Below are 26,310 nucleotides of genomic sequence, written 5' to 3'. Positions count from 1 at the left end.
GTTCAAACTTTTCAAAGATTGGCACTAAATTAAGATTCTCCAAGTTGCACCGTTTTTACTGAAATTATAGTATATCGAAAATTAAATTGCTATCTATGTTATCCAAAAATACACTTCAAGTATTAAGGATTTAATTAACAATAATAAGAATCCATGTTGCAGGAGATTCGCTTTATCCTTAATCTCCGGGAAGACCCGTTTGTCCCCTTTAGCCCTTATTATCGTGGATCAACCTGGCTTGAGAAACCAGCTCAAATCCAAAGGGCATCAAATAACGGATCTTATTCGCCATAAAAATCACGACCAGCATTTAAAGGCAGCTGGTCGTGATTTCTAATCTTGTCTATTTAACTTAACTCATCTCTTACGTTACGAATAAAATCCCTTGTCTCATCCAATACATCTAATTGAAAATCTGCTATACGAACAAGGAATTTTCTAAAATGTTTTCTCCTTCTGCTCACAAACAACACTCCTTTCATTCCATTTGTTTTATCTTATTCATGCTTGTCCTGACTTGTAACGGCATCTCCCTATGATGAAAAAAAGTGGCAGTAATTTTATGAAAACCAATCTGTTCCATTTTTCAATTATATTTCAGTAGCTTCTGGTTGGAAACCAGTTTCATTTCTTTCTTCCACGATCATGCGCAATCCACGTTTTGGCCTGAGTGTAATAGATGGATATGGAGTCACTTCATGATGGTCCGGCGCAATCCTTAGCCGATAGCGCTGCGAAATGCACACTAGTACGAGTACAGCTTCCATCATTGCAAAGTGATTGCCTATACAAACTCGCGGACCTCCGCCAAACGGAAAGTAGGCATATGCCGGGATAGTTTTTGCGAAGTTGTTTTCAAACCGCTCAGGATAGAAAGACTCTGGATTGTCAAAATACTCCTGCTTGTGGTGCATGACATACTGGCTTACTAAGATCATATCGCCCTTTTTAAAGTGATAACCACCGATATCTACATCTTCATCCACTTCACGCCCAGTAACAAATCCAGGCGGGTAGAGACGCAACGATTCCCAGATAATGTTTTGTGTGTATGTTAAGTTCTTGAAATCTTCAGGAGCAGGAAGACGGTTGCCAATTACGTTTTCTATTTCATGAAAGAGTTTACTTTCTACTTCAGGATGCTGGGAAAGCAAATACAGTGTCCAGGACAGCGCATTGGCAGTGGTTTCATGGCCGGCAAGGAAAATAGTCATTAACTCGTCCCGGACCTGAGTGTCTGTCATGCCTAAACCATCTTCATCATCCCGGGCATCCATTAGAATGCCAAGCATATCTTCTTGCTTCTCTGCGTCTTCCCTTCGTTTATCGATAATCTCAAACAGCACTTTATCGAGTTCATGTATGGCATTTTTATATTCACGATTGCTTCTAGTCGGAACCCATAAAGGGGGTTGAAGAAGTGTCCTCATTCTTTTAACAGCGGTCCTCATTGCTGTTTCTATCGGCTCCCCGAGCACGTCATACCCTTCTTCGAAATCCATGCTGAACATCGTCTTGCTGATAATCCCGAGAGCCATGCTCATCATATCCTGTGTAATCATGCGTTCTTCTCCGTCTTTCCATGTGGAGATATAGTTCGTCGTTATATCAATCATATCCTGGCCGTAATTGACAATATGAGTTTTTCTGAAAGCGGGTTGTATAAGCCTTCTCTGACGCATGTGAAGTTCTTTTTCACTCGTAAGTAGGCCTTCTCCAATAATTGGTTTTAAAGCATGAAAGTCTCTAGATTTCACGAAATGTTTTTGCTTCGTAACCAGTACTTGCTTTATCAGATCTGGATCGGAGATGAGATAGACATTCTGGAATGGTCCAAAACGGATTTTTGCCACATCTCCGTATTCTGTTGTCAATCGTGTTAGAAACTCAAGAGGATCGCTTTGAAACTCCTTTAAATGTCCAGTTAATAATTTCCCTTTGGGACCTTGCGGAGAATGATCCGAGATTGCTTTGTCACTCAATCAGTTATTCCCTCCTTTGATTAATTTACCTTCTACTCATGGTATGCGATTTAGATAAATTGGCTTGTACTTCTTATAGATAAAATTTTTCTAAACATTGCATCTGATCACTCAATATACGTTATTTATGCATGGTTAAAGACAGTTCATTGAGAATAAACGATAATTAAAAAAATCCTTTTTATCAATCTGGGATTATTGCTAACAAATGAATGCAGTTACACTCCTATATCCATGAATCTTCTAGCCTCATCCGAATTTAGTCGAATGAAAACAACTTCCTCTTTAATTGCGTTCTCAACTTCCAATATGATTTCTATCACCATAAAGAATTTGTTACTGATTCTTACTATATAACAATCTTTAATGGATACTATGTCTTGCATATTCTTTTCACATCCTTATACACATCATAGAATGCTCATTGAATACAAAAGGTGTGGATAAGACCCCACACCATGAAAATTCCAATATTCTTTCATGTATTTTTGAAATGCTGCTGTATATATAAATTCACTTCATTAGGTACTTCGATTTGGATAAAGTGCCCAGCATTTGGAATAATGTGGACTTTTGCATGAGGTAAACATTCATTTTGAAGTTTTAAGGCAAATTCGAAAGGGACATATGGATCTTTTTCTCCCCAGATAATTGTCACCGGTTGATCCATTTGAGTCAGTTTTGCGTTGTATGTTTTAACTTTTTCCAAGTTTCCTGAACGATACAATTCGAGCACTACTCTACTTGATTCGGCCGTTCGAAAGACTTGAAAGAAATCGTTCAACGTTTCGTCATCTACGTTAGGAATGGACTTCTTCATCCCGGATTGAAACTGACTCCAATCAGACATGCGCTTCATTATTTCTTCTCCTGCTCCTGGGGTTCGCCATATCTGAGCAAGCCTGTGCCACTGATAACCATCTGATATGGTTGTATTGGAAATAACGAGACTTAAGATCTTCTCTGGAAAATCACACGCCCATTTTAATCCGATTAATCCTCCCCAGTCATGTACAACAAGGTGGAACTTGTCCATCTTCATTTCAGATGTAAAATCCGATATAAACTGCTCATAGCGTTCCCATGTTGAGGGTTCATCAAATGGGTCACTTTGTCCGAATCCGGGCAAGTCCGGTGCAATAACGCTAAACCCGCAGGACACAATAACAGGGATGATCTTTTTCCATAGTAAACTGGACTCGGGCACACCGTGCAGCAAAAGAACAGTGGGAGCGTGACCGCTGCCTTCCTCTATATATGATATTTTCTTTCCATTTAACACGATACTATTCTTCTCCAATCTTTAATGCCTCCTACTCAATATATTTAACCTGACAAATAGTACATTAAAAACATCAAACTTCTTTACATTAGTCAAGAGTCCAAAAGTGGAAACGCTCGAAAAGGTTAAAGCAATGATTTTAGGGCACTATACTGTCTCAATCTTATTTCTATGTAAAAACACCACTAACTGCTTGTATTTTTTTGCTTTATTTTTGGTTAGCGATATCCGTTAACGGATGCTTAGAATAGTCTTGGGTCAAAACGTATGAGTGATTAAAAAGCTAAAGTTTTGATTATCGGGTTTGTATCCCAGCCTACGATTATTGGGCCGTTGCAGTGGTTTAAATAGGTTCTAAGTTCACCGATTCTGTAAGAGAATGTGCAGTGAAGGGAAAAGTGACCTTCTACCTTATCGAGTACTTCCTTGAATAAAAAGTATAAATCTGCCCAACATTCACAATCTAACGATAGGACACAAAAGGTAGGGTGAAGAATTTGCTAAATGAATGGGTTTCCATTATCCCTTTTTTAATCGTGATTCCAATTGCCATAAAAACTAGGCAGGTCTTGCCTGGCTTGTTTGCAGGATTGTTAGTTGGTTCGTATTTGCTTCAGCCCACTCTCGTCGGTGGACTTGAAAAAATGGTCCAATTTTTAGTCAAAGGGCTTATTGATCCGAACAACATAAAAATTCTATTGTTTCTATACGCATTCTCAGGGTTAATTGGAATGATCAAAATCGCTGGAGGAATCCGTGGCTTCGTTGAAGAAGCTTCATCCAGGATTCAAACTAAAAAAGAAGCTCTTTTTCTTACATACCTCTCTACGATTGGAACTTTTGCTGCACCCAGTTTTCGTTTTGTTACCATCGCACCAATCATGCGCGCGCTTCTGAAAAAGGTAAACATGTCTACACAGGAATTAGGGTTTGTCATCGAAACTACAGCTACACCTATTATCGTCTTGATTCCGATAGCGACAGCATTCGTTGGTTATATGACTTCGATTGTCGATATTGCAATTAAGAATGAACACATAAATGCTGACCCGTACAGCTTATTTTTACAAAGCATTCCTTTTAATTTCTTTTCATTTGTTATGATTCTACTCGGCATATATTTAAGCTTTTTTCACCATTCGAAATCTACACAAGACAGTGATCCTGATAAGGTTGGAAAGGAATCGGGTACAGATGATGATGATTGGCATAGCTGTGATCCTGCAGTCGGCCGGGATTTACCGTCGAAACCGTGGAATCTGCTCATTCCTTTATTTATGGTGGTCAGTTTAACTCTCTTGTTTACTTGGTGGGACGGATACAAAAAAGTAAATGGATTTTTTTCTGCATTTATAAAAGCGGATGTGATGGATGCAATGCTGATTGCCCTTTTATTTACAACCCTTTTTACTTTTCTGTTTTTGCGGTTTCAGAAAATGAAAACAGGTGATTTGCTTAATAGCTTTATTTTTGGTGGAAATGAATTAATGTCGGTTATTGTTTTGCTGGCTGTTGTTTGGGGACTTTCTTCCGTTACTGAACAGCTTGGATTTTCCGACTTTATTACGAAGAATGCGGGCTGGATACCTGCATCTATCGTTGTTCCTCTTTTGTTTCTCTTTGGCGCAGCTGTTTCTTATTTTATTGGTTCGGCCTGGGGTACATGGGGTATTCTGATGCCTTTAGGAGTGTCAATGTCGATTGCCGCCGATATTTCTCTTCCGCTTGTAATAGGCGCTGTTTTTGCGAGCGGAACATTCGGCGCTTTTGCCTCCCCCTTAAGCGATGATACAAACACGATCGCCAGAATCCTCAATTTATCAGTTATGGAGTATGCCAGGTTCAAATTGAAGCCTGCGCTGATCGCAGCAGCCATTACGGCTGTATTATATGGCGCTACCGTTTTTTTCTTATAGTGAGTACATCTAGTTTGGCAGTTGTTTATCTTGCGGATGTTTATGGGAGTTTTCACTGGATTTGTTTCTATGCCACAAGCTTTTATTCCATGTCATTGTCATTTCTCGCAAGATTATAATGCATTTTTTATTCATCTTTAAAATAAATCATGGATTGATCTTCTAAATATGATGTGTATAATATATATTATACACATCATATTTAGTTTGAAATTCATTAGGAAATGAGGACAGTAAATGGCAAAGAACACTGGAGAGTGGTCCTTATTTCATATACAAAATCACATAAAACAAAAGTACGCGGCAAAATTTTAAAAAGCGCATCACAAGCTTTCCGGACCAACGGCATCAAAGAGGTAAGTGTGCCGCAAATTATGAAAGGCGCCGGCCTTACCCATGGCGGTTTTTATGCACATTTCGAAAGTAAAGACAAACTAGTTGCGGAGGCATGCCAATACGCTATTGAAGAAACAACTGCTTTCTTACAAAAAGCAGCCGACCAAGCGCCTGCTAATCAACAAATTCAAACCGTAATCGATAATTATTTAAGTAAACATCACCGGAATATGCCAGAAGAAGGCTGTATTATTCCTACTTTATCCAGTGAAATTTCTCGGTCTTCGCAAGAGGTGAGGCAAGTGTTTACCGAAGAGATAGACGGTTTCTTCGACTTTGTTTCCACCCTCGTTAGAGAAGACAAGATAAAAAGCATAGCGATCGTTAGTACGATGGTTGGCTCCCTTCTATTGGCACGATCTGTTGATGATCCAGGTTTAAGTGATGCCATTTTGGATGCCGGTAAAGAGTATGCCAAAGAAATTGTTTCTAAATAACCACTATAACGGGTGTTTCGTTAATCAAGTATCCCATATCTTATATTATAGACTATTTTACGTATGAAAAACTCGAATGATAGACTCCTTCCATGTCATCATTCGAGTTTTTTAGTTTAGAAACAGTTATTAAGGTAAATTCGAGCTCCCCATCAAATAGCGATCTACCTCTCGTGCCGCTTCACGGCCTTCGTTGATGGCCCAGACAATCAGACTCTGGCCTCTTCTTGCATCTCCTGCTGCGAAGACAGCTTCGATATTTGTGGTATATTGGCCGTATATAGCGTCTACTACATTACGGGCAGTTGTGTTCACGCCAAATTGCTTTAATAGCGGCTGTTCGGCACCTTCAAAACCAATTGCGATAAATACAAGCTGTGCCGGCCAGATTTTTTCAGTACCTGGCAGCTCTTTGAACACGTACAGACCATTCTCATCCTCCACTTTTTCCATTTGGATGGTGTGTAGTTCCTTTAAGTTGCCATCGTCATCAGCGACGAGTTTTTTGGTTTGAATGGAATATTTACGTGGATCTTCACCAAATGCTGCTTCTGCTTCCTCATATGCATATTCAAGCGTAAATACATTAGGAGGTACAGGCCACATATTATCTGAAGTACGAGCCATAGGCAATACGGGATGTTTACCGAATTGAACAACACTATTGCATTTTTGGCGCAGTGCTGTCGCAACACAGTCAGCTCCAGTATCTCCGCCTCCTATAACGATAACATCCTTTCCCTCTGCATCAATAAACTGGCCATCTTCAAAGTTGGAATCTAGTAAACTTTTAGTTGAAGTTGATAGATAATCCATTGCAAAATGAACACCTTTTGCTTCACGGCCTTCAAGCCCTAAATCACGTTGCTTTTGAGCACCGATACAAAGAATGACCGAATCAAATTGTGCGCGTAATTCATCTGCCGTAATATCTTTTCCTACCTCAGTGTTTGTAACAAAGTCAATGCCTTCCTGGGTGAGTAATGTAATCCGGCGTTCGACAATGTCCTTTTCAAGCTTCATGTTTGGAATTCCGTATGTCAAGAGGCCTCCTGCACGATCTGAGCGCTCAAATACGGTTACAGAATGGCCGGCTTGGTTTAATTGGTCGGCACTTGCTAACCCGGCAGGCCCCGAACCGACAATCGCGATTTTCTTTCCGGTGCGCTTCTCAGGGATTCGCGGTGTAATCCAGCCGTTTTCAAACCCTTTATCAATAATCGCACGCTCAATGCTTTTAATGGCCACAGCCGGATCGGTGATCGCAAGCGTACAAGATCCTTCACACGGTGCGGGGCAGACACGCCCCGTAAATTCAGGAAAATTATTGGTTTTTAATAGGCGGTCCAATGCTTCCTTCCATTGACCCCGATACACTAGATCATTCCATTCAGGAATTACGTTATGAATGGGACATCCAGATGTAACCCCATTAATCTCTGTTCCGATATGGCAGAAAGGAGTGCCGCAATCCATACAGCGGGCTCCTTGTGTACGCAATGTTTGATCAGGTAAGGGAGCTGAATATTCTTTCCAGTCATTTAAGCGTGTAAGGGGCTTCCTTTCGGGTGCTTTTTCGCGCTTATAGTCGATAAATCCTGTTGCTTTTCCCATCTTCCTTCCCCTTTCTTACTGTGCTACAACTTCTGGTACTTTCGTTGCTGCAGTTTCTTTCTTCCCTTGAATAGCATTCGTTTTAAAAGCCGTCATAACAGCTTGATCATCCGTTAAGCCTGCATTTTTTTGAGCCTGGATACTATTTAGCATTCTCTTATAGTCTTTTGGAATGACTTTGACAAATTTATTTAAAGTTTCCTTCCAGTTATCCAGTACAAAAGCAGCTTTAGGACTTCCGGTATATTGGTAGTGTTTTGCGATCATTTCTTTAACAGTGCGACTCTCTGCATTGTCCTGTAGTGTTTCAAACTCTATCATTTCTTTATTGCATAATGACTTGAATTCGTCTTCAGATTCTGTATAGATGTACGCAATACCGCCAGACATCCCTGCGCCGAAATTTTTACCGACATCACCTAATATAACGACGTTTCCACCAGTCATATATTCACAGCCATGATCTCCAATTCCTTCGACAACTACATTTGCCCCGCTGTTACGGACAGCAAAACGTTCACCTGCGCGGCCATTAATATAAGCTTCGCCACTGGTTGCCCCATAAAATGGCACGTTACCGATGATGACATTGCCGTCTGAAACTAGCGCTGATTCTTTAGGTGCGGAAACGATAATCTTTCCGCCAGACAGTCCTTTTCCGACATAGTCATTGGCATCACCCGTTAAATATAAAGACATGCCCTTTGGCACAAATGCTCCAAAACTTTGCCCCGAGGAACCTGTGAAACGAAGAGTAATCGTATCTTCAGGTAATCCTTGTTCACCATAGCGTTTTGAAATTTCACTTCCGACAATCGTTCCCACAACACGGTTCGTATTTCGAATTTTCAGGTCAAGCTCAATCGGCTGTTGTGACTCTATCGATGGTTGAACCACATGCAGAATTTCCTTGATATCTAAAGACTCATCGATCTTATGATTCTGAGGCGTTTTAAAAGTCCGTACACCTTTTGGTTGATAAAGTAGGGTAGTCAGATCTAAATGTTTTGCCTTCCAGTGCGCTTTTGCACGCTCACTTACGCTCAACACATCTGTTCGTCCAACCATTTCTTCAACGGTTCTAAATCCAAGCTCTGCCATAATTTCACGAACTTCCTCGGCAACAAAGCGCATATAGTTAACGATATGGTCAGGATTTCCCATGAATTTCTGGCGAAGCTCCGGATTTTGTGTGGCCACACCTACAGGACAGGTATCCAAGTGGCATGCACGCATCAAGACACAGCCTAAAACGACAAGCGGCGCGGTGGCGAATCCGAATTCTTCTGCTCCAAGCAGGGCGGCCATGACAACATCTTTGCCAGTCATCAATTTTCCGTCCGTTTCCAGGACGACACGCTCACGCAACCCGTTGAGCATCAAGGTTTGATGTGCTTCTGCAAGCCCTAGCTCCCACGGAAGCCCTGTATGCTTGATACTTGTTTTAGGTGATGCTCCTGTGCCTCCATCATAGCCACTAATGACAATGACATCAGCGGCTCCCTTTGCCACACCGGCTGCAATCGTGCCGACACCTGCTTTTGCGACAAGTTTGACACTGATCCTTGCCTCACGATTTGCATTTTTTAAGTCATGAATTAGCTGTGCTAAATCTTCAATTGAATAAATGTCATGATGAGGCGGTGGCGAGATTAATCCAACACCAGGTGTTGAACCGCGTACATCGGCGACCCATGGATATACCTTATTTCCTGGCAGCTGGCCGCCTTCACCGGGTTTCGCTCCTTGTGCCATTTTAATTTGAAGCTCATTAGCGTTAACAAGATAATGACTCTTGACTCCAAAACGGCCTGAGGCAATTTGTTTAATAGCGCTGCGGCGATTGTCGCCATTTTCATCGATGATAAAACGATCAGGATCCTCTCCACCCTCACCGCTATTACTTTTTCCGCCTAGACGATTCATGGCGATTGCAAGAGCCTCATGAGCTTCCTTACTTAAAGAACCAAATGACATCGCACCCGTTTTAAAACGGCGAACGATCGAATCAACGGATTCAACCTCATCAATGGATAAGGATTGACGGTTTTCGCCAAATGAGAATAAATTCCGTAAAAAGCCGATTCTTTCTTCATTTGCCGCCATAGAAAATTGTTTAAATAAGCTATAATCATTTTTACGGGCAGCCCACTGCAGCATATGAATCGTTTTTGGATTAAAGGCATGGTGTTCCCCATCGCTTCTCCACTGGAAGTCACTTCCGGAATCTAACGTACGATCATAGGAATCGGCATAAGCGGATCGATGGCGCATTAACGCTTCCTGAGCAATTGTCTCAAGTCCAATACCATCCAGTTGTGAGGCAGTACCGGTAAAGTAACGATGGATTACATCTCCGCTAATCCCAACTGCTTCAAAAATTTGCGCACCGCGATAACTTTGGACCGTTGATATTCCCATTTTTGACATTGCCTTTACTACGCCTTCTGTAACACCCTTTACATATAAACTTACAGCTTCCTCAAGGGTTACAGACAAATTGCCTTCTTCGATCGCTTCCTGATATGATGCGAAGGCGAGATATGGATTAATCGCATCAACACCATATCCAATTAAGGCTGCAAAGTGATGTACTTCCCTCGCCTCTCCCGTTTCTACAAGGATGCTCACCTTTGTGCGATTTCCTTGGCGAATAAGATATTGATGTAACGCACTCGCTGCTAACAGGCTTGGAATCGGGGCTTCTTTTTCGTTCATGTTACGATCGGATAAGATAAGCAAACATACACCCTCTTCAATCGCTTTTTCAGCCTGTGAGCGAATGGAATCAAGCGCACTTTCTAAATCATCTGAAAATAACGTATCGATTACCCTGGATTTGAAGTCAGGTTGCTGATTTGCCTTTACTTGATTCAATTGGGAATTCGTTAGAATTGGTGTATCAAGCTGAATTCGGCGGCTATTCCCCTTTTCGGGGTGAAGGATATTTCCTTCTTGCCCCAATAAAGTCATCGTCGAAGTGACAATTTGCTCACGAATCGCATCAATCGGCGGGTTTGTAACTTGTGCAAATAATTGCTTGAAATAATTAAATAGAGACTGAGGGCGATCTGATAGAACTGCCAACGGCATGTCATTGCCCATAGAACCTAACGGATCTTTTCCTTCTGTCACGATTGGAAGTAAATATTTATGAATATCTTCATACGTATATCCAAACGCTTTTTGACGAAGGAATAAATCTTTTCCTGTCACTGCTTCTGTTTCTTTTCCTAGATTCTCTAAATTCACAAAATTTTCATCTAACCATTCCTGATAAGGAAAAGCTTGTGCCATCTCCGTTTTAATTTCTTCATCAGAAAGGATTCGTCCCTCTTCAAGGTCAATAAGCAGCATTTTACCTGGGCTTAACCGATCTTTATATAGTACATTTTCTGCCTCCACATCAATTACACCGACTTCGGAGGAGAAAATAATATAATCATCTTTTGTGACATAGTATCGAGCTGGACGTAATCCATTTCGATCCAAGACAGCTCCAATTTGTTTACCATCCGTAAAGGAGATGGCAGTAGGTCCATCCCATGGCTCCATTAAACTGCTATGATATTCATAGAAGGAACGTTTTTCCTCAGTCATATGAGGATTTTCTGTCCATGGTTCTGGAATTAACATCATCGCTGCATGCGCTGGTTTACGCCCTGCCAGGACAAAAAACTCCAGAGCATTATCCAGAACAGAAGAATCGCTGCCATCCGCATCTAAGATAGGAAGCACCTTCTGTAAATCATCTCCAAAAGCTTCAGATACGAATTGCTGCTCACGTGCTTTCATCCAATTCATATTGCCGCGGAGCGTATTGATCTCCCCGTTATGGATGAGATAACGGTTAGGATGTGCCCTTTCCCAGCTTGGAAAAGTATTGGTACTAAAGCGGGAATGCACTAAAGAGAATGCCGATACAAAGTCCTCATCTTGAAGGTCTAAATAAAAGGCATCCACTTGTCCAGGTGTCAGCAGCCCTTTGTAAACAATTGTTCGACTAGAAAGGCTAGCAAAGTAAAAACGTTCGCCACTCTCTTTCACCCAATTTTCCGCTTGCTTACGAATGATATATAATTTTCTTTCGAATGCAAGATCATCTATAATGTTTTCATTTGCGCCGATAAAAACCTGCCGAATGACCGGACAGCTTTGTTGTGCAACTGTTCCGATTGTTCCGACATTTATTGGTACAGTTCTCCATCCTAAAACAATCTGTCCCTCTTGCTCAATAAATGTATTTAAACGAGCCTCAATTTCTTTACGCTCCATATCATTATTTGAAAAAAAGATCATTCCAACACCGTAGCGTCCTTTTTCCGGTAAGTTCATATCTGAGCATGTCTTTCGAAAAAAATCATCAGGAATTTGTACCATTAAACCGGCTCCGTCACCGGTTAGAGGGTCACTCCCCTGACCGCCTCGATGGTCTAATTGACAAAGCATTTGCAGGCCTTTTTTGACGATGTCGTGTGTAGCGAGCCCTTTAATATGTGCATATAAGCCGATTCCACATGCATCATGTTCAAATTCAGGACGGTAGAGACCTTGTGCTTTTGGCATTTGATTATATGTCATGTTATTCCCCCCGTTTTTTACTCTTGGCCATTGCCGATTATATATGTTTTATTGTAAGTTATTTAATTAATCTCAAACAATACATAATTTAGATAATACCCATCTCAATTTGAGATGAATATTCGTGATCAGGGAGTGAAACAACGTAAAACACTTATCTATCGCAAGTTAGGTGAGAGATATCCTGTCTTTTCACATTTAACGTAGTGTACCTAAACTGGTAAAAAGTAATAAGTGTACATCCTTTTTTGAAATTAAAAAAAGCCGTGAATAAAAGACAATGTCTTTTATTCACGGCTTTTTCGATTCTTAGCCAGATTCTTTTTGCATAACTTCTATTACATAAGTAGTTCCGGAACCTGTAAATATTCAGCAAAAGTAGATATAAATATTCCCGCAGGCTCTCCATCGATAATTCGGTGGTCAAATGTCAGCGACATTCCCATCATCTCGCCAATAATAATTTGATCATCTTCCACGACCGGTTTCTTTTTAATACTATGAACCCCTAGAATTGCTGCCTCGGGATAATTAATGATAGGAGTGGCAAAAAATCCTCCCTTACTGCCTGTATTTGATATGGTAAATGTGCTTCCTGTCAGTTCCTCTGCCGTTAATTGCTTTGAATGCGCTTTATTTGTAAGCCGCTCCAACTCCATCGCCATTTCAAAAATTGATTTTTGATCTGCATTTTTAAGTACAGGAACGATAAGCCCTGCTTGAGTTGCTGTGGCAATCCCGATATGAATAGAAGGATGATAGATAATCTCCATATTTTCTTCATCAACTGAAGAATTAAACACTGGGATCTGGGTGAGTGTTTTTGCAACGGCCTTAATGATAAAAGGGAGATAAGTCATTTTGATCCCTTTTTTCTCGGCATAAGGTAAAATTCTTTTCCTCGCTTCTACCAATCTTGTAACATTAATCTCTTCCATTCCTGTACATTGTGCAGCAGCAAGCTGTGAACGCTTCATATTTTCAAAGATTTTCTTGCGAATTCCCTTTATTCTTACCCTTTTTTCGGTTTCTGGGAACTCGATTGGTAATCTTTTATCGACCGGTTTTTCAATAGTAGATACAGCCTCGTTCGTTTGATCCAATCGTTCTTTGAATGCTGTTACATCCCCGGCTGTAACCCTTCCGCCTTTGGCAGAAGGAGTTACGTTTATGAGGTCAACACCCAGCGTTCGCGCAAGTTTTCTAACACCGGGCGCTGCTATGACACGATTTGATACTTTTGCACTTGTATGTATCGAGGAAACAGAGTTTTCAAAATGTAAGTCTTCCTTTTCTTGTCCACAGGAAGCTTTGCTGTTTGATCCGTTTTCTATTTGAAAGCGGATCAATGGTTCGCCTACCTTGACGATTTCTCCCTCCTCGGCACCAAGAGATTCAACAATACCAGTATAAGGAGATGGGAGTTCCACAACAGCCTTGTCGGTTTGAACTTCGACGATATTTTGATTTTCTTTCACAAAATCGCCTGTCTTAACGAACCAAGTAACTATTTCTGCTTCATGCAATCCTTCGCCAATATCCGGCAGTATAAACATATAACTCATGGTCGTCTTCCTTTCTATTAAGAATAAGAGAGCATTTCTTCAATCGCCTTATTAATCCTTTCAACATTTGGAAGCCATTCGTCCTCGACCATTGGAAATGGATAAGGCGTATCAAAGCCAGCTATCCGTAAAATAGGTGCAAACATATAAAACATAGCTTTTTCACTGATTAACGCAGCAAGTTCTGCACCGACCCCGCCTGACTTGACGGCTTCGTGTACGATCATGACCCTTCCCGTCTTTTTCGCTGATTGGATAATGGTATCCAAATCTAGCGGTGCGATCGTTCTCAGATCAATTATTTCTATTGAGAGATTCTTTTGTTCCTCCCACTCTTTTACCGCCTTTTGTACAGTATGGATGCTTTGGCCCCAGCTGATAATCGTTAAATCGTTTCCATCTTGAATGACCTTTGCTTTTCCGATTTCCACCTCATAATCTTCTTCGGGTACATCTTCGCTGAAAGCGCGATATAATTTCATTGGTTCCAGGAATAATACCGGGTCTTCATCCCGTATCGCAGATGTCAAAAGCCCTTTTGCATCATATGGAGTACTTGGCATGACAACTTTTAATCCAGGCGTATGTAAAAATAATGCTTCTAAGCTATCTGAATGCAATTCTGGCGTCCTGACTCCGCCGCCATAGGGAGCGCGAACCACCATCGGGGCGCTAAATTTACCGCCTGATTTAAACCGGAGTCTGGCAGCCTGTGAAGCCATTTGATCCATTGCCTCATAGATGAATCCTAAAAACTGAATTTCAGCAACCGGTCTGAGTCCTCTTGCAGCCATCCCGACTGCCGCTCCAATAATCGCAGATTCGGCAAGTGGTGTGTCCACCACACGTTCTGCTCCAAATATGTCCATTAATCCATCCGTTACACGAAAGACACCGCCATTTCTGCCAACGTCTTCTCCTAAACAAATAACGCGGTCATCCTGGAGCATCTCGCTTTTCAATGCCGCATTTATTGCCTGGACCATATTCATTACGGTCATACCGAAACTTCTCCTCTCTTGCTGCTGTTCTGTTGCTCTTCTAAATTGGATGTTTTTTTATGATAAACATTTTGAAATATATCATCCAGCCCGCTTCTTGGGGTTTGAATGGCAGTCTGATAGGCTTCGGTCATCTTTTGTTCAGCTATAGCCGTTTCTTCTTCTTCCTGCGTCTCATTCCATAAATGATTATGGATTAAATAGTGCTTCATCCGTAACAGAGGATCTTTTTGTTTCCAAGCGGATAATTCTTCTTTGGTGCGGTATTTTGTTGGATCATCTGCCGTTGTATGAGGACCTTGACGATAGGTAACAGCTTCAATCAATATCGGCTTTCCTTCCTTGGCAAGCTGAACCGCTTTTTTCATCGTTTCATAAACAGCGAGGACATCATTACCGTCAACCTGTATGCTTGTTAGGCCATAAGCAATGCCTTTTTGGGCAATCGATTTGCTGGCAGTCTGACTGGAAAGCGGCACGCTGATGGCCCATTGATTATTTTGCACGAAAAAAATGACAGGCAATGAATTCACTCCGGCAAAATTAAGCGCTTCATGAAAATCACCTTCAGACGTCGCACCATCACCGAGGTAGGCCACACTTACCTGTTTTTCTTTTTTATACTTGCTCGCCCATGCACTTCCGACAGCATGCAGAGTCTGACTGGCAATGATGATTTGAACAGGGAACATATGAGCGTCCGGATCTCCGCTTCCTGAATGGTGGCCCATTGTATAGAGCAATGATTGCGACGCAGGAACTCCGCGGACCAGGGAAACAGCCACTTCCCGGTAAGATGGGAATACCCAGTCGCCTTTATCCAAAGCCGCGGCGCTGCCTACCTGTGCAGCCTCCTGTCCTGTAAATGGAGCATAAGTTCCAATTCTCCCCTGTCTTTGCAATTTTAGCGCCCGTTCATCAAAAACCCTGGAAAAAATCATTTGTTTATAAAGCTGGAGCAACTTATCATCGGGAATATCCGGCTTCTCCCCAACAAGCTTCCCTCCTTCATTTAGCAGCTGAAACATATCAACAGTTACGCAACTTTCATTTATCCAATTCATAGTAAACCTCCTTTATCAATAAACTTCGATAAAGTTGCTGAATTTTCCTTTGATTTAGCAAGAATTGTTCGTTTTTAATATGAAGAGCGGAAGCGCCCAAAAAAAGGAAGTCAACATCAGTGTTATTTTGTTGCTAAATTTACGGTTTGGTTGCTAATCTCTCCTTTTTTATCCAAAAGATTGTAAAGGGGTTGTTCCAAAGGTGAAAACTGGCTAGGCTGCTTGTACTGGACGCTGTACACACTGAAAAAGGTATAGTTTCTTTTTTAAAAAAGAGCTGCATCAGCAGCCCTTAATTTCAGTATTAACGAAATACGTTTTTTCGTAATTCAGCAGCAGCATCGCTAATCGATTCAGCATGGCTTATCGCCGTAATCACGGAAACGCCATCAGCGCCTGCTTTGATAACAGGTTTTGCATTTTCGGCAGTGATTCCGCCAATTCCAACGATAGGTGTTTTCAGTCCTTTTTTTCGGATTTCTTCAATAAGATACGTTCCTTGAACGGACCGAACGTCTTCCTTTGTATTAGTAGGATAGATCGGACCTATCCCAAAATAATCGGCTCCAGCTTGAATCGAAGTCATCGCTTCTTCATAAGTATGGACAGAAATGCCAAGGGTTTTATCCCCTATCTTCTCTCGTACCATTTCAACAGGATCATCTTCTTGGCCTATATGAACACCGTCCGCATTTAGCGCCATAGCCAAGTCAATATCATCATTGATAATAAAAGGAATATGATTTTCGATACAAATACTCTGCAACTCCTTGGCAAGTTCATATTTTTTATCCCCTGCCAAGGCACCCTTTCCCTTTTCCCGATATTGAAAGAGGGTAATCCCTCCTGCTATCGCTTCTTTTAAGACCTCCGCAGGGTTTTTTGTACAATTCGTACTGCCCATTATAAAATAGACCTTTAATAAATCTTTTAATGAATCACTGTTGGATCTCGCCATGTTCGGTTCCTGCTCCTTTTTTTCTGAAAGCCCAATGATTTGTAGGGCCATGGCCGTGGCCGATATCCAGTTGATCTTCGATAGCTGCCTGAATAAAGCTTTTCGCTTTGGCAACAGCGTCATATACAAGGTGCCCTTTGGCCAGCTCGGCCGCAACAGCCGCGGAAAAGGTACATCCTGTGCCATGGGTGTTCTTTGTGTTAATTCGTTTGCTCTTTATAAACACAAATTCAAGGCCGTCGTAGAAAAGATCCACCGCTTGATTTGGATCTTCATCATGGCCACCTTTTATGACTACATTTTTGACACCTAATGCAAGCAGCTTTTTGGCGGCTTCTTTTTTATCCTCAGCCGTTTGGATAGACAAGTTCGTCAATACTTCAGCTTCCGGAATGTTGGGTGTAATCACAGTGGAAAGGGGCAGTAAAAATTGTATTAAAGCAGATATGGCTTCATTTTGCAGCAAGGACGCCCCGCCTTTAGCAATCATAACGGGGTCGACCACGACATTAGTCCAATGATAATGGTACATTTTTTTTGCAACTGCCTCAATGATTTCAGCGTTAAAAAGCATACCTGTTTTAACGGCATCTGCGCCGATATCCTCTCCGATCGAGTCAATTTGTGTCATAACCGCTTCAGCAGTCATCGGGTATACTGCTTGTACTCCCAATGTATTTTGAGCCGTTACTGCAGTCAAAGCAGACATTCCAAAAACTTCTAATTCCTGAAAGGTCTTTAAATCGGCCTGGATCCCTGCTCCGCCTCCACTGTCAGAGCCCGCAATTGTCAATGCCTTTTTCATAGTTGTTTGCCTCCTTTCTTGTCTATTTGCAACTTTTTAACATCTCCATATTGATCAATATCACTGGAAGAAACTTTAGACAATTGATTTAAGAATTCGATTTGGAAACTGCCTGGTCCCTGCTCAGCTGTTTTTCTTGCCGCGATTTCAGCCGTAACCCCATAATAAGTTAACGCTGAAACAGAGGCCTGCAGTATATCTTTTTCAACCGCTGCGAACGCCCCAATCACAGAAGTTAACAAACACCCGGTGCCTGTGACTTTTGTAAGAATGGGATGTCCATTGGCAACCAGATAAGTTGTATCTCCATCAGTAATCACATCCTCTTTCCCAGTAGTGACCACCACGGTATTCAGTTTTTTAGCTGTAGAAATCGCTAGTTCAACAAAATCACCTTGTGTATTGCCAGCCTCTACTCCCTTGATGTTGGATTGTTTTCCTGCGACATTTGCAATTTCGGCCGCATTGCCTCTTATGACTGCCACGTTTATTTCGTTCATAATCTTTTGAGCGGTTTCTGTTCGGTAAGTTGTGGCGCCGGCTCCAACTGGATCAAAAATAACAGGGATTCCATACTCGTTTGCCGTCTTCCCGGCGATAATCATCGATTCCACAACAACCGGGTTTAATGTACCGATATTCAAAACGAGAGCCCCTGCTATCTTCGCCATATCGGCTACTTCTTCTGGAGCATACGCCATTACAGGTGATGCCCCAAGCGAAAGCAGTCCATTAGCTGTAAAATTAGTAACGACAACATTTGTAATATTGTGTATGAGTGGATTTACATCCCGTACTCTTTGTAACGAAGCACTTATCATTGGTTTATCCATTATATTCCCCTCCAACCTTAATCCATGACCAAACCGCCGTCTACCACCAGGTTCTGCCCAGTGACGGCTCTTCCCCAGGGTGAAGCAAAAAATAGGATCGCATCTGCTAATTCGTTAGGATCCGTTGCTTTTCGAAGCGGTGTCGAGGATTCGATTAAGGCAAAAACTTCTTCTGAAGTCGCCGAACTTGCATCCGTCATTTTTAACAGCCCGCCCGAAACCATATTAACAGTTATCCCGTATTGCCCCAATTCATTAGCCATATTCCGTGTAAAGCCTAACAAAGCAGCTTTACTTGTTGTGTAATCATGGTAGGCTACAACCGGATTTTGAAACAGGTTCGTGCCAATATTGATGATTCTTCCAAAGCCAATCTCCTTAAAATCAGGCAGCCCGGCCTGGATAGTGTTTAAGGCACCGCGTATCGAACTTTCAAGCTGGATTTGGAAATCCGCCCATGAAATTTCTGAAGCGTCCTTTTTTGAAACGGGATCAAACCGGAAATTCACAAGGGCATTGTTGACGATGGTTGTAACTGGTTGATTGAAATATTCGTTTGCCTGCCGGAACATCGCCTGAACTTGCTCATGATCGCGGACATCCGCCTGAAGCGCGATTGCGTTTGTGCCGATTTGTTCTTTAAGCTCCAAAGCTTTTTCCTCACTGTTAAAGTAGTTAATGACCACTTTAGCGCCTTCTCTGGCAAAAGCCTTGATCGTTTCACTTCCTAAACCACGGCTGCCTCCTGTTACCAGTACTACTTGCTCATTAATTCTCATCGTTATCATCCCCCTGAATGTAAAAAAACCAGATCCGTGAAAGGACCTGGTTTAGTATGTAAAGGAAAAAGGCTTTTTCCATTCACTACTTTCCTACGCTGGCATGATCCAGATCAGGTCTGAAGGGTTAAAAAACTTTGCATTTTCCTCTCAGCCCGTAAAACAGGGCACCCCTAGTAGCTTGATATTCTTTTCATTAATCATAGCGATAGAGAATCAAAATGTAAACTGGAAACTCTCGCTGCAACTATTTTCCTTATATTATAGAAAGCATCTTTATTTATTATATATCCGTTTAAAGATATATTCCTGTTTGGACTTATCTTCATCCTGCTGTAGCGTATGCGTGACAATTAACTCCCAGCCATAGGCGCCCAATTTATTCATTTCATGCTCCGTTGGACTGACTACTTTGATGTACTCCCATTGGATCTTGCTTAGGTTAAGGTTTCTTAATCGTGCCAGTTCGTTTTTATTCCAGTCGGCTTGCTGCTTCTTTTTTTGTACTTCCCACTTTTTTATCTCTTTTTCAAAAATAAACTTCTTCGGTTTATGGCAATTGGGACAAGTATCGGTGGTAAATGTCACTAATCGTTTACAGTAAAAACAAACGTTTGTCTCATTTTCCATTTGGAATCACCTCTCAAGAAAATAATATTCTGAGGGTCTGCATTTCTGACTGCTTTTAGCTGATTAAAATCGGCTTCGCTTAACGAAATAAATAAAAAATGATAATATGTTTAGTAAGATCAGTAATAAAATAGGAGTGACAAAATGAGTGTACATAAAGATCTTGCAATTCATGCAAGGAAACAAAACGAAATTTATAATCACTTTTTAAGCTTGGATCAGGAACGTGAAAATTATATCGAACAAACAGTTGCCTTATGTAAACAGGGACGTCCATTTACGACAGATAAAATAAATGAAATAACGAACGAAATGAACCGTCTGCCCAAATTGCGGATTATTCCAAATCGAAGAAACGTTACGGCTGATATGATTGAGGAGTATGTGAAAACTTTATAAAAAATCACTTGAAAACAAAAAAGCTGCGAATAACAGATAACGTCTGTTGCTCGCAGCTTTTCTTTACCCACTGTTTAACCGTTTTCTAGCAGCCGTTGTATTAAATGAACATATTAACCAATAATACACCGGCGAAAGCGATAAATGAAAGTAGGGTCTCCAATACCGTCCAGGTTTTAAAAGTTTCTTTGACGGTCAAACCCAAATATTCTTTAACCATCCAGAACCCAGCATCGTTTACGTGTGAGAACATTAATGAACCTGCACCTGTTGCAATTACAAGCAATTCCAGATTTACACCTGACATATGTTCAATGATTGGGGAAACGATTCCGGCGGCTGTCGTTAAGGCGACTGTCGCTGAACCTGTCGCAATCCGGATAAGACCCGCTATCATAAACGCTAAAACAAGCGGGGAAAGCGATAAATTCTCGGACATTTGACCAATGGTATCACCTACGCCGCTATCAATTAGAATTTGTTTAAATCCACCACCTGCACCAATGATTAAAATAATCGAACCGACGGGCAGCAAGCTTTCCTCTGTTAGCTTTTTAATAACAGTCCCGTCCATACCCTGGCGAATACCTAGGAAATAGAAAGCAGCGAAACATGTAATTAAAAGGGCGATGGCAGGGCTGCCAATAAATGCGGAAAATTTCATTAAGCCATCCGGCAATGACATATACGGTGCCATAGCTGATAAAATCATTAATATGACGGGCAATAAAATAATGAAGAAGGAAATTCCCGTGCCAGGTAATGTTTTTCCCCTCTGATTAATGCGAATTAACTCTGGCTCTCCTTCAGGTATCACGCGTGTATTAATCCACTTAGCAAATAATGGGCCTGCGATAACAGCGGCAGGAATGGCAATGATCAGTGCTAAACGAAAAACAGAGATATTTTTCTCCAACATAAAAAGGGAGAGAATCAGTTCCCCTCGTATGTTGTTGTTTTAGTCCGTAGCCAATATAACTATACGGTTTTTTAGCGTCAAGTGAAAGGGACTAAATCATCAGTGAAAGTTTGTTCTCTGATTCCCAAGCACATTGGAATGGCTCTTCTACGCAAAAATAAATAGCCCTTGCATGAACAAGGACTGCTTCTCTTGATTTGTTCTTTAATACACGTATGACTCCGATAGATTGATTCTGAAATTGACCATTAAAAAGAGGAAGGGAAGCCCTTCCTCTTTTTAATTACTCCCTAATGGAGATTAATTTGTTTTTCTTTGGCGGATCATCATCGCTGCAATGATAGATGCCAGTGCGAATCCGATGATTGACCACATGATCACGTCATTGGACTGGTCTTGTTCACTCATGCCGCCCATACCTGTTTTTGGCATATCAGTAGGCATGTTGCCCTGGAATTTATCAGGGAATTGGTTCACGATGGCTCCGGATAACCCTTCTCCAACCATAAACATGTGAGCATAGGCAGTACGGACTGTCGGATACGTTGTATTGTAGTCTTCTTCTACGTAAGTATTAAATGCTTTTAATAAATCATCCACATGTACTTTTAAGCCTGCTTCGAGATCGGATGCTTTCAAACGGCCTTCTGTGGCAGTTTCAAGGAATTTTGCTTGTTCGACACGGTACTCATCAAGTTCGTTAACGGCCATGTCTTTTGCTTTTTGATCATTTCCACCTGTGGCTTTTACATAATCCACAAAGTAGCCGATATGGCTGCTCCAAATATCTTTAAATTGCTTGGCTGCTTCTTCTCCATAAACGGAGCCAATCGCCTTTGACAAGTCATCTGTATTTTCATTTAACGCACCTGCAGCAGCGTCAAAATCTTTTGCTCCGGTTGCTCCTTTTTGCATAGCAAGGATAGCGAGACCCGCATGTTCTGACAATAAATAATTTAAGTGTTCACGCAGATCAGCCGCTGGCGTATCTGATTTGGTGTTTTTGAACTTTTCAGGGAATTGTGCTGTGATTGCGCCGGAGAGGCCTTTCCCTACCATAAACATATGGTCAATCGACTCTCTCACGGTGTCATAAGCTTTATCGTAATCTCCAGCTACATAGCTGTCAAATGCCGTAATAAGCTCATTTACGTGTACGTTCAACGTTTTTTCAAGATCTGCGGCCATTAATTTTCCGCCTGTTGCTTTGTCTAAGAAGTCTGCTTGCTTGACACGATATTGATCTAAGTCAGCCTTTGCTTTTTCCTTTGCTGCTTCATCTTTGGCACCGGTCGCTTTTACATAGTCAACAAAGTATCCAATATGGCTGCTCCAGATTTCTTTAAATTGGTTTCCAGCTTCTTCTCCATACACAGAACCAACCGCTTTGCTTAAATCATCTGTGTTTTTGGAAAGGGCGTCTGCTGAAGCATTAAAGTCTTTGGCTCCATCTGCTCCTTTTTGCATGGTGATAATGGCAAGATACGCGTGTTCGGACAATAAACTATCCAGTGTGGCTCTTAAATCAGCTGCCGGGGATTTAACAGTAGCTGAATGTGCCATTCCTGTTCCATTATTGGAATGGGATTCATGCCCAGAGGCACTTGCCACACCCATGGTTGGGAGTAATAGAGATATACTAAGAGGAACAGCTACTAAAGACTTTTTTAATTTCATTTGAAAACACTCCTTCTTTTTTGTATTTACTAGAATAACGTTACAAATAAAATTTCAGATCACTTTTTAAAAAAACTATTTTCATATTTTTCATTTTTATATGATTCCTGCCTTTACCTCTCTTTTAATCAATAAAGCGCTTTTTTATATCTTCATAGAGAATAACGTCTAAAAAAAGCTCTACGATCACTCTTTTAAAATAAAAAACGGATGAGAGTTTTTTCTTTCAGCCGTTAATTGAGATCTGCAAATGAAAGAAGCCTCCGATTCAACCTTACAATTGAAAAGGAGACTCCCCAAGTATGCTCGATAACGGTGATAAATATATGATTCATCCTTCTTTTTGCAGCTGTGTCCTTTTGGCCGCATGCAGAATATCTTCTAAAGGAGAAATCCTGCCTAGTTCATCTTTATGGACAATATGTTTCCGTTCAAATTTTGTGGGACTATCGATTCCCGCCGCGGCTGCCAGGTTATAAAGACCTTCACGCTGGGAAACAACATAGTTGCAGACCCTGAAATACTTTTCTTCTATACTAAGGCCGTCCTGAAGTTTCTTATTTGTCGTAGCTACACCTGCCGGACAATTATTTGTATGGCAAACCTGTGCCATGATACAGCCGACGCTGATCATGAATCCCCGTGCAACATTGACTAAATCAGCCCCCATGGCAAGGGCAATCGCGATTTTGTCAGGCGTTATTAGCTTTCCTGACGCGATTAATTTAACCCGTTCCCTGACGTCATATTTTTTTAGCATTTCATCTACCACAGGAAGTGCGGATTGTATTGGCAAACCTACCGAATCAGCAAGCTCCTGGAATGTGGCACCCGTTCCACCTTCGCCGCCATCTATAGTGATAAAATCTGGGCCTTTGCCGCTTTCCTTGATGTATGAAACCATATTTTCAAGCGCATCCAAGTCCCCTATTACAATTTTTATACCAACTGGCTTCCCGCCTACGTCTCTTAATTTTTCAATAAAATCAAACATGGAAGGAACGTCGTCAAATTCATAAAACCGATTTGGGCTATTAATCGTTTTACCAGGCTCCACCAGGCGGATTTTCGCAATTTCTTCGGTAACCTTTTCACCTTCTACATGGCCGCCGCGCGTCTTTGCGCCCTGGGCGAGTTTTAATTCAAAGGCCTTTATTTCCTCCATTTCACTTTTCTTTTTAAATTCTTCCCAGGAAAAGTCCCCATTCGGTTTTCGAACACCGAATAAGTCCGGTCCTATTTGCATGATGATATCCGGTTTGCCTGCTAAATGGTGCTGGGATAACCCTCCTTCACCAGTGTTCATCCAAGTTCCGCCTGCAAGCCCTAACCCTTTCGATAACGCTGTAATTGCATTCTCCCCAAGTGCCCCAAAACTCATCGCTGACTGCCCTATTAACCCTTTTACCTTAAATGGCTGTCGGCATGTCCTTTCGCCCATAATAACTGCGTCTTCATCCCTTAAAAAATAGGGGTCGATCAAACGTTCTTCACTGTGTTCCTTTCTGGTAAAAAGGTTTTCCCCATCGCTTTTATATACACGGGTTTTGATTTTTTCGATGTTATCCACTTTCATTTCATCCCGCAGCTTTGGAAATAACGTGTTCCGGATATAAAAACCCTCGGCATTAAAATCCCTTGTTGAACCGAAGCCTATTAATCTTTCATTATATTTTCCCGCTTTCACGATGTCCTGGTATTCCTTCCTTGAAAAAGGCTTACCCTCATTATCATTGTGAAATAAATACTGTCTAAGTTCAGGTCCTATCTTTTCCGTAATATACCTGGCTTTTCCGAGAACGGGAAAGTTCCGCAAAATCGCATGCTGTTTTTGCCTGTCATCTTTGATATATAAATAGACAAACAAGGCAATCGGTATCAATACAAGTAAAGCGATAAAGATAATCAAAGCGATGACTAAGTAATCTGTTAGCCCCATTAAAACCCTCCTTTTCCATTACGTTAACGTTCCTTTGGCTTCTCTCAAAAAAGTCACAGCGAACTTAAGGCTTGCTGAATCGATACATTACCTGAGGAAACATCGAATGTTTTATTAAAAGTAGCTTCATTCTCGAGTGCTTCAATTAGGACAGCTGCCACGTCTTCACGGGCGATTTCCGCTGAATCGTTGTTGATCATTGCATCGAGAAGTATCGTTCCCTGACCGGGTTTATCGACTAGTTTACTGGGACGGATAACTGTATATGTAACATCTGCCTTTTGTAAAAGTTCATCAGGTATTTCTTTAGCTCCGATATTTCGCTTCGTGCCATCAGAAGATTCATTGGCGCGAACGGCACTCATTAAGATAAAACGCTTCACTCCCTGTTTTTCTGCATTCTCTACTGCGTTTATGACGGCCCGATGGTCGACGAGAACGGTCTTGTCCGTATCAGATTTCGTATTTATATCTGTTAAAAAGATGACGGCCTCATAATTCTGCAACAAAGAGTCATTTTGCTGTTCGTCATAAACTGCAGCATCAGTTGCTCCATCTTTTTTGAGATCTTCTAGCTGGTTTTCCTTACTTCCAATTGCCATGGTCTTATAATTCTTTTGATTAAGCTTTTTCAATACATGTTCACCGACACTTCCATGCGCTCCAAATACCAAAACATTCATTGAAAGCGCCTCCTTTCTCTTTCTAGTCCTTTTCCACTTGGATTCTTTTTTAAACCCAAGAAAAGTGAAAGTAGGGAAAGTAAGTACATTTCCTACTTACAAAAATAAAAGCATGCATCTCTGCATGCTTTTACCTTATTCTGTTAATAGCTGCCATTAGTTGTGCCATTTCTCTATACTTGGGCTTGTTCCGTGTATTGAACGGAAGCATACGGTCTTACTTCTTCTTTTTCCTTTACAACTTTATCAATTTTGTCAACAAACATCTGAAAAACTTTCTTTTTTTCTTCCAAATCTCTTATTTCATCTTTTAGTTGATTAAATTTTTGTTCAAACGGTTTATGGTAAAGCTCGCGGATGTTTCGAATGATTTCGTCATTAACAGTTGATTGAACAACCTGTTTTGTGATACTGAATTTATAGGAATAAACCTGAAGTTCACGTTTTATTTCTTCATACTCTTTATCTATCTCGTTTAATAAATCACATATTTCTTCTTTCCACTCTGCTAAAGACTTTTTTACATGCGCCTCCATGACCATCCATCTCCCTTTTTTATCTGTATCTCAATAAAAAGCCTTTCAGGCAATTTTACCAATAAATCTTTTCAATTTCTTTTCATTGGCGTTACAATACGAATAAATTTTGTCTTTCCGGGAGATTATGTTTTCAGAAATTACAGTCTATTTCAAGATATCTACTAATAAGTGTAATTTCCTGTCATTCTGGCACGATTCACACAAGTGCAGATGGGAGACACCCACCGCATCATCAGTGCCCCGCCCTTCTTCCTCAATGCCGCAGATTTCACATTTTCTCATAAGTTCCCGCCTCGCTTTATTATGATAGT

20 protein-coding genes, 1 pseudogene and 1 riboswitch are annotated in these 26,310 nt (G+C 41.2%); of the genes and pseudogenes, 3 read left to right on the top strand and 18 right to left on the bottom strand.

What is annotated here, in order from left to right; all coding sequences use genetic code 11:
- Positions 1-590: 590 nt before the first annotated feature.
- On the bottom strand, positions 591-1,982 hold the full coding sequence (locus ELQ35_RS05890; RefSeq protein WP_126863892.1) for a cytochrome P450: 1,392 nt from the start codon (positions 1,980-1,982) through the stop codon (positions 591-593).
- A gap of 478 nt (positions 1,983-2,460) precedes the next feature.
- A complete protein-coding gene (locus ELQ35_RS05885; RefSeq protein ID WP_126863891.1) occupies positions 2,461-3,282 on the bottom strand; it encodes an alpha/beta fold hydrolase in 822 nt (273 codons plus the stop codon).
- Between the two features lie 479 nt (positions 3,283-3,761).
- On the opposite strand from ELQ35_RS05885, the gene ELQ35_RS05880 reads away from it, so the two are divergent.
- Together ELQ35_RS05880 and ELQ35_RS05875 are read left to right on the top strand one after the other, a co-directional pair.
- Positions 3,762-5,180, top strand: coding sequence for a Na+/H+ antiporter NhaC family protein (locus tag ELQ35_RS05880; RefSeq protein ID WP_126863890.1), 1,419 nt, complete (start codon positions 3,762-3,764; stop codon positions 5,178-5,180).
- Positions 5,181-5,446: 266 nt separating this feature from the next.
- Complete coding sequence (locus ELQ35_RS05875) at positions 5,447-6,013, top strand: TetR/AcrR family transcriptional regulator (RefSeq protein WP_126863940.1); 567 nt, start codon at positions 5,447-5,449, stop codon at positions 6,011-6,013.
- 129 nt (positions 6,014-6,142) lie between these two features.
- Here ELQ35_RS05875 and gltD read toward each other — a convergent pair whose 3' ends face one another.
- The 10 genes from gltD to ELQ35_RS05825 form a co-directional block, all read right to left on the bottom strand.
- On the bottom strand, positions 6,143-7,627 hold the full coding sequence (gene gltD / locus ELQ35_RS05870; RefSeq protein ID WP_126863889.1) for a glutamate synthase small subunit: 1,485 nt from the start codon (positions 7,625-7,627) through the stop codon (positions 6,143-6,145).
- Positions 7,628-7,642: 15 nt separating this feature from the next.
- Positions 7,643-12,208: a glutamate synthase large subunit gene (gene gltB / locus ELQ35_RS05865; protein WP_126863888.1), complete on the bottom strand. Its 4,566-nt coding sequence runs from the start codon at positions 12,206-12,208 to the stop codon at positions 7,643-7,645.
- A gap of 338 nt (positions 12,209-12,546) precedes the next feature.
- On the bottom strand, positions 12,547-13,773 hold the full coding sequence (locus ELQ35_RS05860; protein ID WP_126863887.1) for a dihydrolipoamide acetyltransferase family protein: 1,227 nt from the start codon (positions 13,771-13,773) through the stop codon (positions 12,547-12,549).
- Positions 13,774-13,790: 17 nt separating this feature from the next.
- Positions 13,791-14,774: an alpha-ketoacid dehydrogenase subunit beta gene (locus ELQ35_RS05855; protein WP_126863886.1), complete on the bottom strand. Its 984-nt coding sequence runs from the start codon at positions 14,772-14,774 to the stop codon at positions 13,791-13,793.
- Positions 14,771-15,838 (bottom strand): pyruvate dehydrogenase (acetyl-transferring) E1 component subunit alpha, encoded by a 1,068-nt coding sequence (pdhA, locus tag ELQ35_RS05850; RefSeq protein WP_126863885.1) that lies wholly within the window; start codon positions 15,836-15,838, stop codon positions 14,771-14,773. Before pdhA ends, ELQ35_RS05855 begins: the two co-directional genes overlap by 4 nt.
- Before the next feature lie 304 nt (positions 15,839-16,142).
- A complete protein-coding gene (thiE, locus tag ELQ35_RS05845; protein WP_126863884.1) occupies positions 16,143-16,796 on the bottom strand; it encodes a thiamine phosphate synthase in 654 nt (217 codons plus the stop codon).
- Complete coding sequence (gene thiD / locus ELQ35_RS05840; protein ID WP_126863883.1) at positions 16,777-17,601, bottom strand: bifunctional hydroxymethylpyrimidine kinase/phosphomethylpyrimidine kinase; 825 nt, start codon at positions 17,599-17,601, stop codon at positions 16,777-16,779. Before thiD ends, thiE begins: the two co-directional genes overlap by 20 nt.
- Positions 17,598-18,434, bottom strand: a complete 837-nt coding sequence (gene thiM, locus ELQ35_RS05835) for a hydroxyethylthiazole kinase (protein ID WP_126863882.1) — start codon at positions 18,432-18,434, stop codon at positions 17,598-17,600. The genes thiD and thiM overlap by 4 nt, the downstream gene beginning before the upstream one ends.
- A gap of 17 nt (positions 18,435-18,451) precedes the next feature.
- Positions 18,452-19,213 (bottom strand): 3-oxoacyl-ACP reductase, encoded by a 762-nt coding sequence (locus tag ELQ35_RS05830; RefSeq protein ID WP_126863881.1) that lies wholly within the window; start codon positions 19,211-19,213, stop codon positions 18,452-18,454.
- A 73-nt stretch (positions 19,214-19,286) separates the two neighbouring features.
- A riboswitch (TPP riboswitch) is annotated at positions 19,287-19,398 on the bottom strand.
- Positions 19,399-19,489: 91 nt separating this feature from the next.
- On the bottom strand, positions 19,490-19,843 hold the full coding sequence (locus ELQ35_RS05825) for a hypothetical protein (RefSeq protein ID WP_126863880.1): 354 nt from the start codon (positions 19,841-19,843) through the stop codon (positions 19,490-19,492).
- Between the two features lie 144 nt (positions 19,844-19,987).
- On the opposite strand from ELQ35_RS05825, the gene ELQ35_RS05820 reads away from it, so the two are divergent.
- Positions 19,988-20,242, top strand: a complete 255-nt coding sequence (locus ELQ35_RS05820) for a DUF2533 family protein (RefSeq protein WP_126863879.1) — start codon at positions 19,988-19,990, stop codon at positions 20,240-20,242.
- Positions 20,243-20,342: 100 nt separating this feature from the next.
- Here the strand turns inward: ELQ35_RS05820 and ELQ35_RS05815 are convergent.
- The 6 genes and pseudogenes from ELQ35_RS05815 to ELQ35_RS22520 form a co-directional block, all read right to left on the bottom strand.
- Positions 20,343-21,140: pseudogene (locus ELQ35_RS05815) on the bottom strand (GntT/GntP/DsdX family permease); the annotation flags it as partial.
- Between the two features lie 321 nt (positions 21,141-21,461).
- Positions 21,462-22,838 (bottom strand): copper amine oxidase, encoded by a 1,377-nt coding sequence (locus ELQ35_RS05810; RefSeq protein WP_126863878.1) that lies wholly within the window; start codon positions 22,836-22,838, stop codon positions 21,462-21,464.
- A gap of 331 nt (positions 22,839-23,169) precedes the next feature.
- Entirely contained in the window at positions 23,170-24,777 is a 1,608-nt protein-coding gene (locus tag ELQ35_RS05805; RefSeq protein WP_126863877.1) for an FMN-binding glutamate synthase family protein, read from the bottom strand.
- A gap of 53 nt (positions 24,778-24,830) precedes the next feature.
- A complete protein-coding gene (locus tag ELQ35_RS05800) occupies positions 24,831-25,460 on the bottom strand; it encodes an NAD(P)H-binding protein (protein WP_126863876.1) in 630 nt (209 codons plus the stop codon).
- A 173-nt stretch (positions 25,461-25,633) separates the two neighbouring features.
- Positions 25,634-25,996 (bottom strand): hypothetical protein, encoded by a 363-nt coding sequence (locus ELQ35_RS05795; protein ID WP_126863875.1) that lies wholly within the window; start codon positions 25,994-25,996, stop codon positions 25,634-25,636.
- Between the two features lie 147 nt (positions 25,997-26,143).
- On the bottom strand, positions 26,144-26,281 hold the full coding sequence (locus ELQ35_RS22520) for a hypothetical protein (protein WP_185861676.1): 138 nt from the start codon (positions 26,279-26,281) through the stop codon (positions 26,144-26,146).
- Positions 26,282-26,310: the final 29 nt, after the last annotated feature.

Source organism: Peribacillus cavernae, from assembly GCF_003989135.1.
GTDB classification, from domain to species: domain Bacteria; phylum Bacillota; class Bacilli; order Bacillales; family DSM-1321; genus Peribacillus; species Peribacillus cavernae.
Note: the sequence above shows the minus strand (reverse complement) of the source record. Positions and strands in the feature narration are given on the sequence as shown.

What these genes read in the sequence shown, in the direction of transcription:
- gltD (WP_126863889.1), bottom strand. Translation starts at nt 7,627, where the DNA reads ATGGGAAAAGCAACAGGATTTATCGACTATAAGCGCGAAAAAGCACCC.
- gltB (WP_126863888.1), bottom strand. Translation starts at nt 12,208, where the DNA reads ATGACATATAATCAAATGCCAAAAGCACAAGGTCTCTACCGTCCTGAA.
- ELQ35_RS05860 (WP_126863887.1), bottom strand. Translation starts at nt 13,773, where the DNA reads ATGAGTTATATGTTTATACTGCCGGATATTGGCGAAGGATTGCATGAA.
- ELQ35_RS05855 (WP_126863886.1), bottom strand. Translation starts at nt 14,774, where the DNA reads ATGACCGTAATGAATATGGTCCAGGCAATAAATGCGGCATTGAAAAGC.
- pdhA (WP_126863885.1), bottom strand. Translation starts at nt 15,838, where the DNA reads ATGAATTGGATAAATGAAAGTTGCGTAACTGTTGATATGTTTCAGCTG.
- thiE (WP_126863884.1), bottom strand. Translation starts at nt 16,796, where the DNA reads ATGGCGAGATCCAACAGTGATTCATTAAAAGATTTATTAAAGGTCTAT.
- thiD (WP_126863883.1), bottom strand. Translation starts at nt 17,601, where the DNA reads ATGAAAAAGGCATTGACAATTGCGGGCTCTGACAGTGGAGGCGGAGCA.
- thiM (WP_126863882.1), bottom strand. Translation starts at nt 18,434, where the DNA reads ATGGATAAACCAATGATAAGTGCTTCGTTACAAAGAGTACGGGATGTA.
- ELQ35_RS05830 (WP_126863881.1), bottom strand. Translation starts at nt 19,213, where the DNA reads ATGAGAATTAATGAGCAAGTAGTACTGGTAACAGGAGGCAGCCGTGGT.
- ELQ35_RS05825 (WP_126863880.1), bottom strand. Translation starts at nt 19,843, where the DNA reads ATGGAAAATGAGACAAACGTTTGTTTTTACTGTAAACGATTAGTGACA.
- ELQ35_RS05820 (WP_126863879.1), top strand. Translation starts at nt 19,988, where the DNA reads ATGAGTGTACATAAAGATCTTGCAATTCATGCAAGGAAACAAAACGAA.
- ELQ35_RS05810 (WP_126863878.1), bottom strand. Translation starts at nt 22,838, where the DNA reads ATGAAATTAAAAAAGTCTTTAGTAGCTGTTCCTCTTAGTATATCTCTA.
- ELQ35_RS05805 (WP_126863877.1), bottom strand. Translation starts at nt 24,777, where the DNA reads ATGGGGCTAACAGATTACTTAGTCATCGCTTTGATTATCTTTATCGCT.
- ELQ35_RS05800 (WP_126863876.1), bottom strand. Translation starts at nt 25,460, where the DNA reads ATGAATGTTTTGGTATTTGGAGCGCATGGAAGTGTCGGTGAACATGTA.
- ELQ35_RS05795 (WP_126863875.1), bottom strand. Translation starts at nt 25,996, where the DNA reads ATGGAGGCGCATGTAAAAAAGTCTTTAGCAGAGTGGAAAGAAGAAATA.
- ELQ35_RS22520 (WP_185861676.1), bottom strand. Translation starts at nt 26,281, where the DNA reads ATGAGAAAATGTGAAATCTGCGGCATTGAGGAAGAAGGGCGGGGCACT.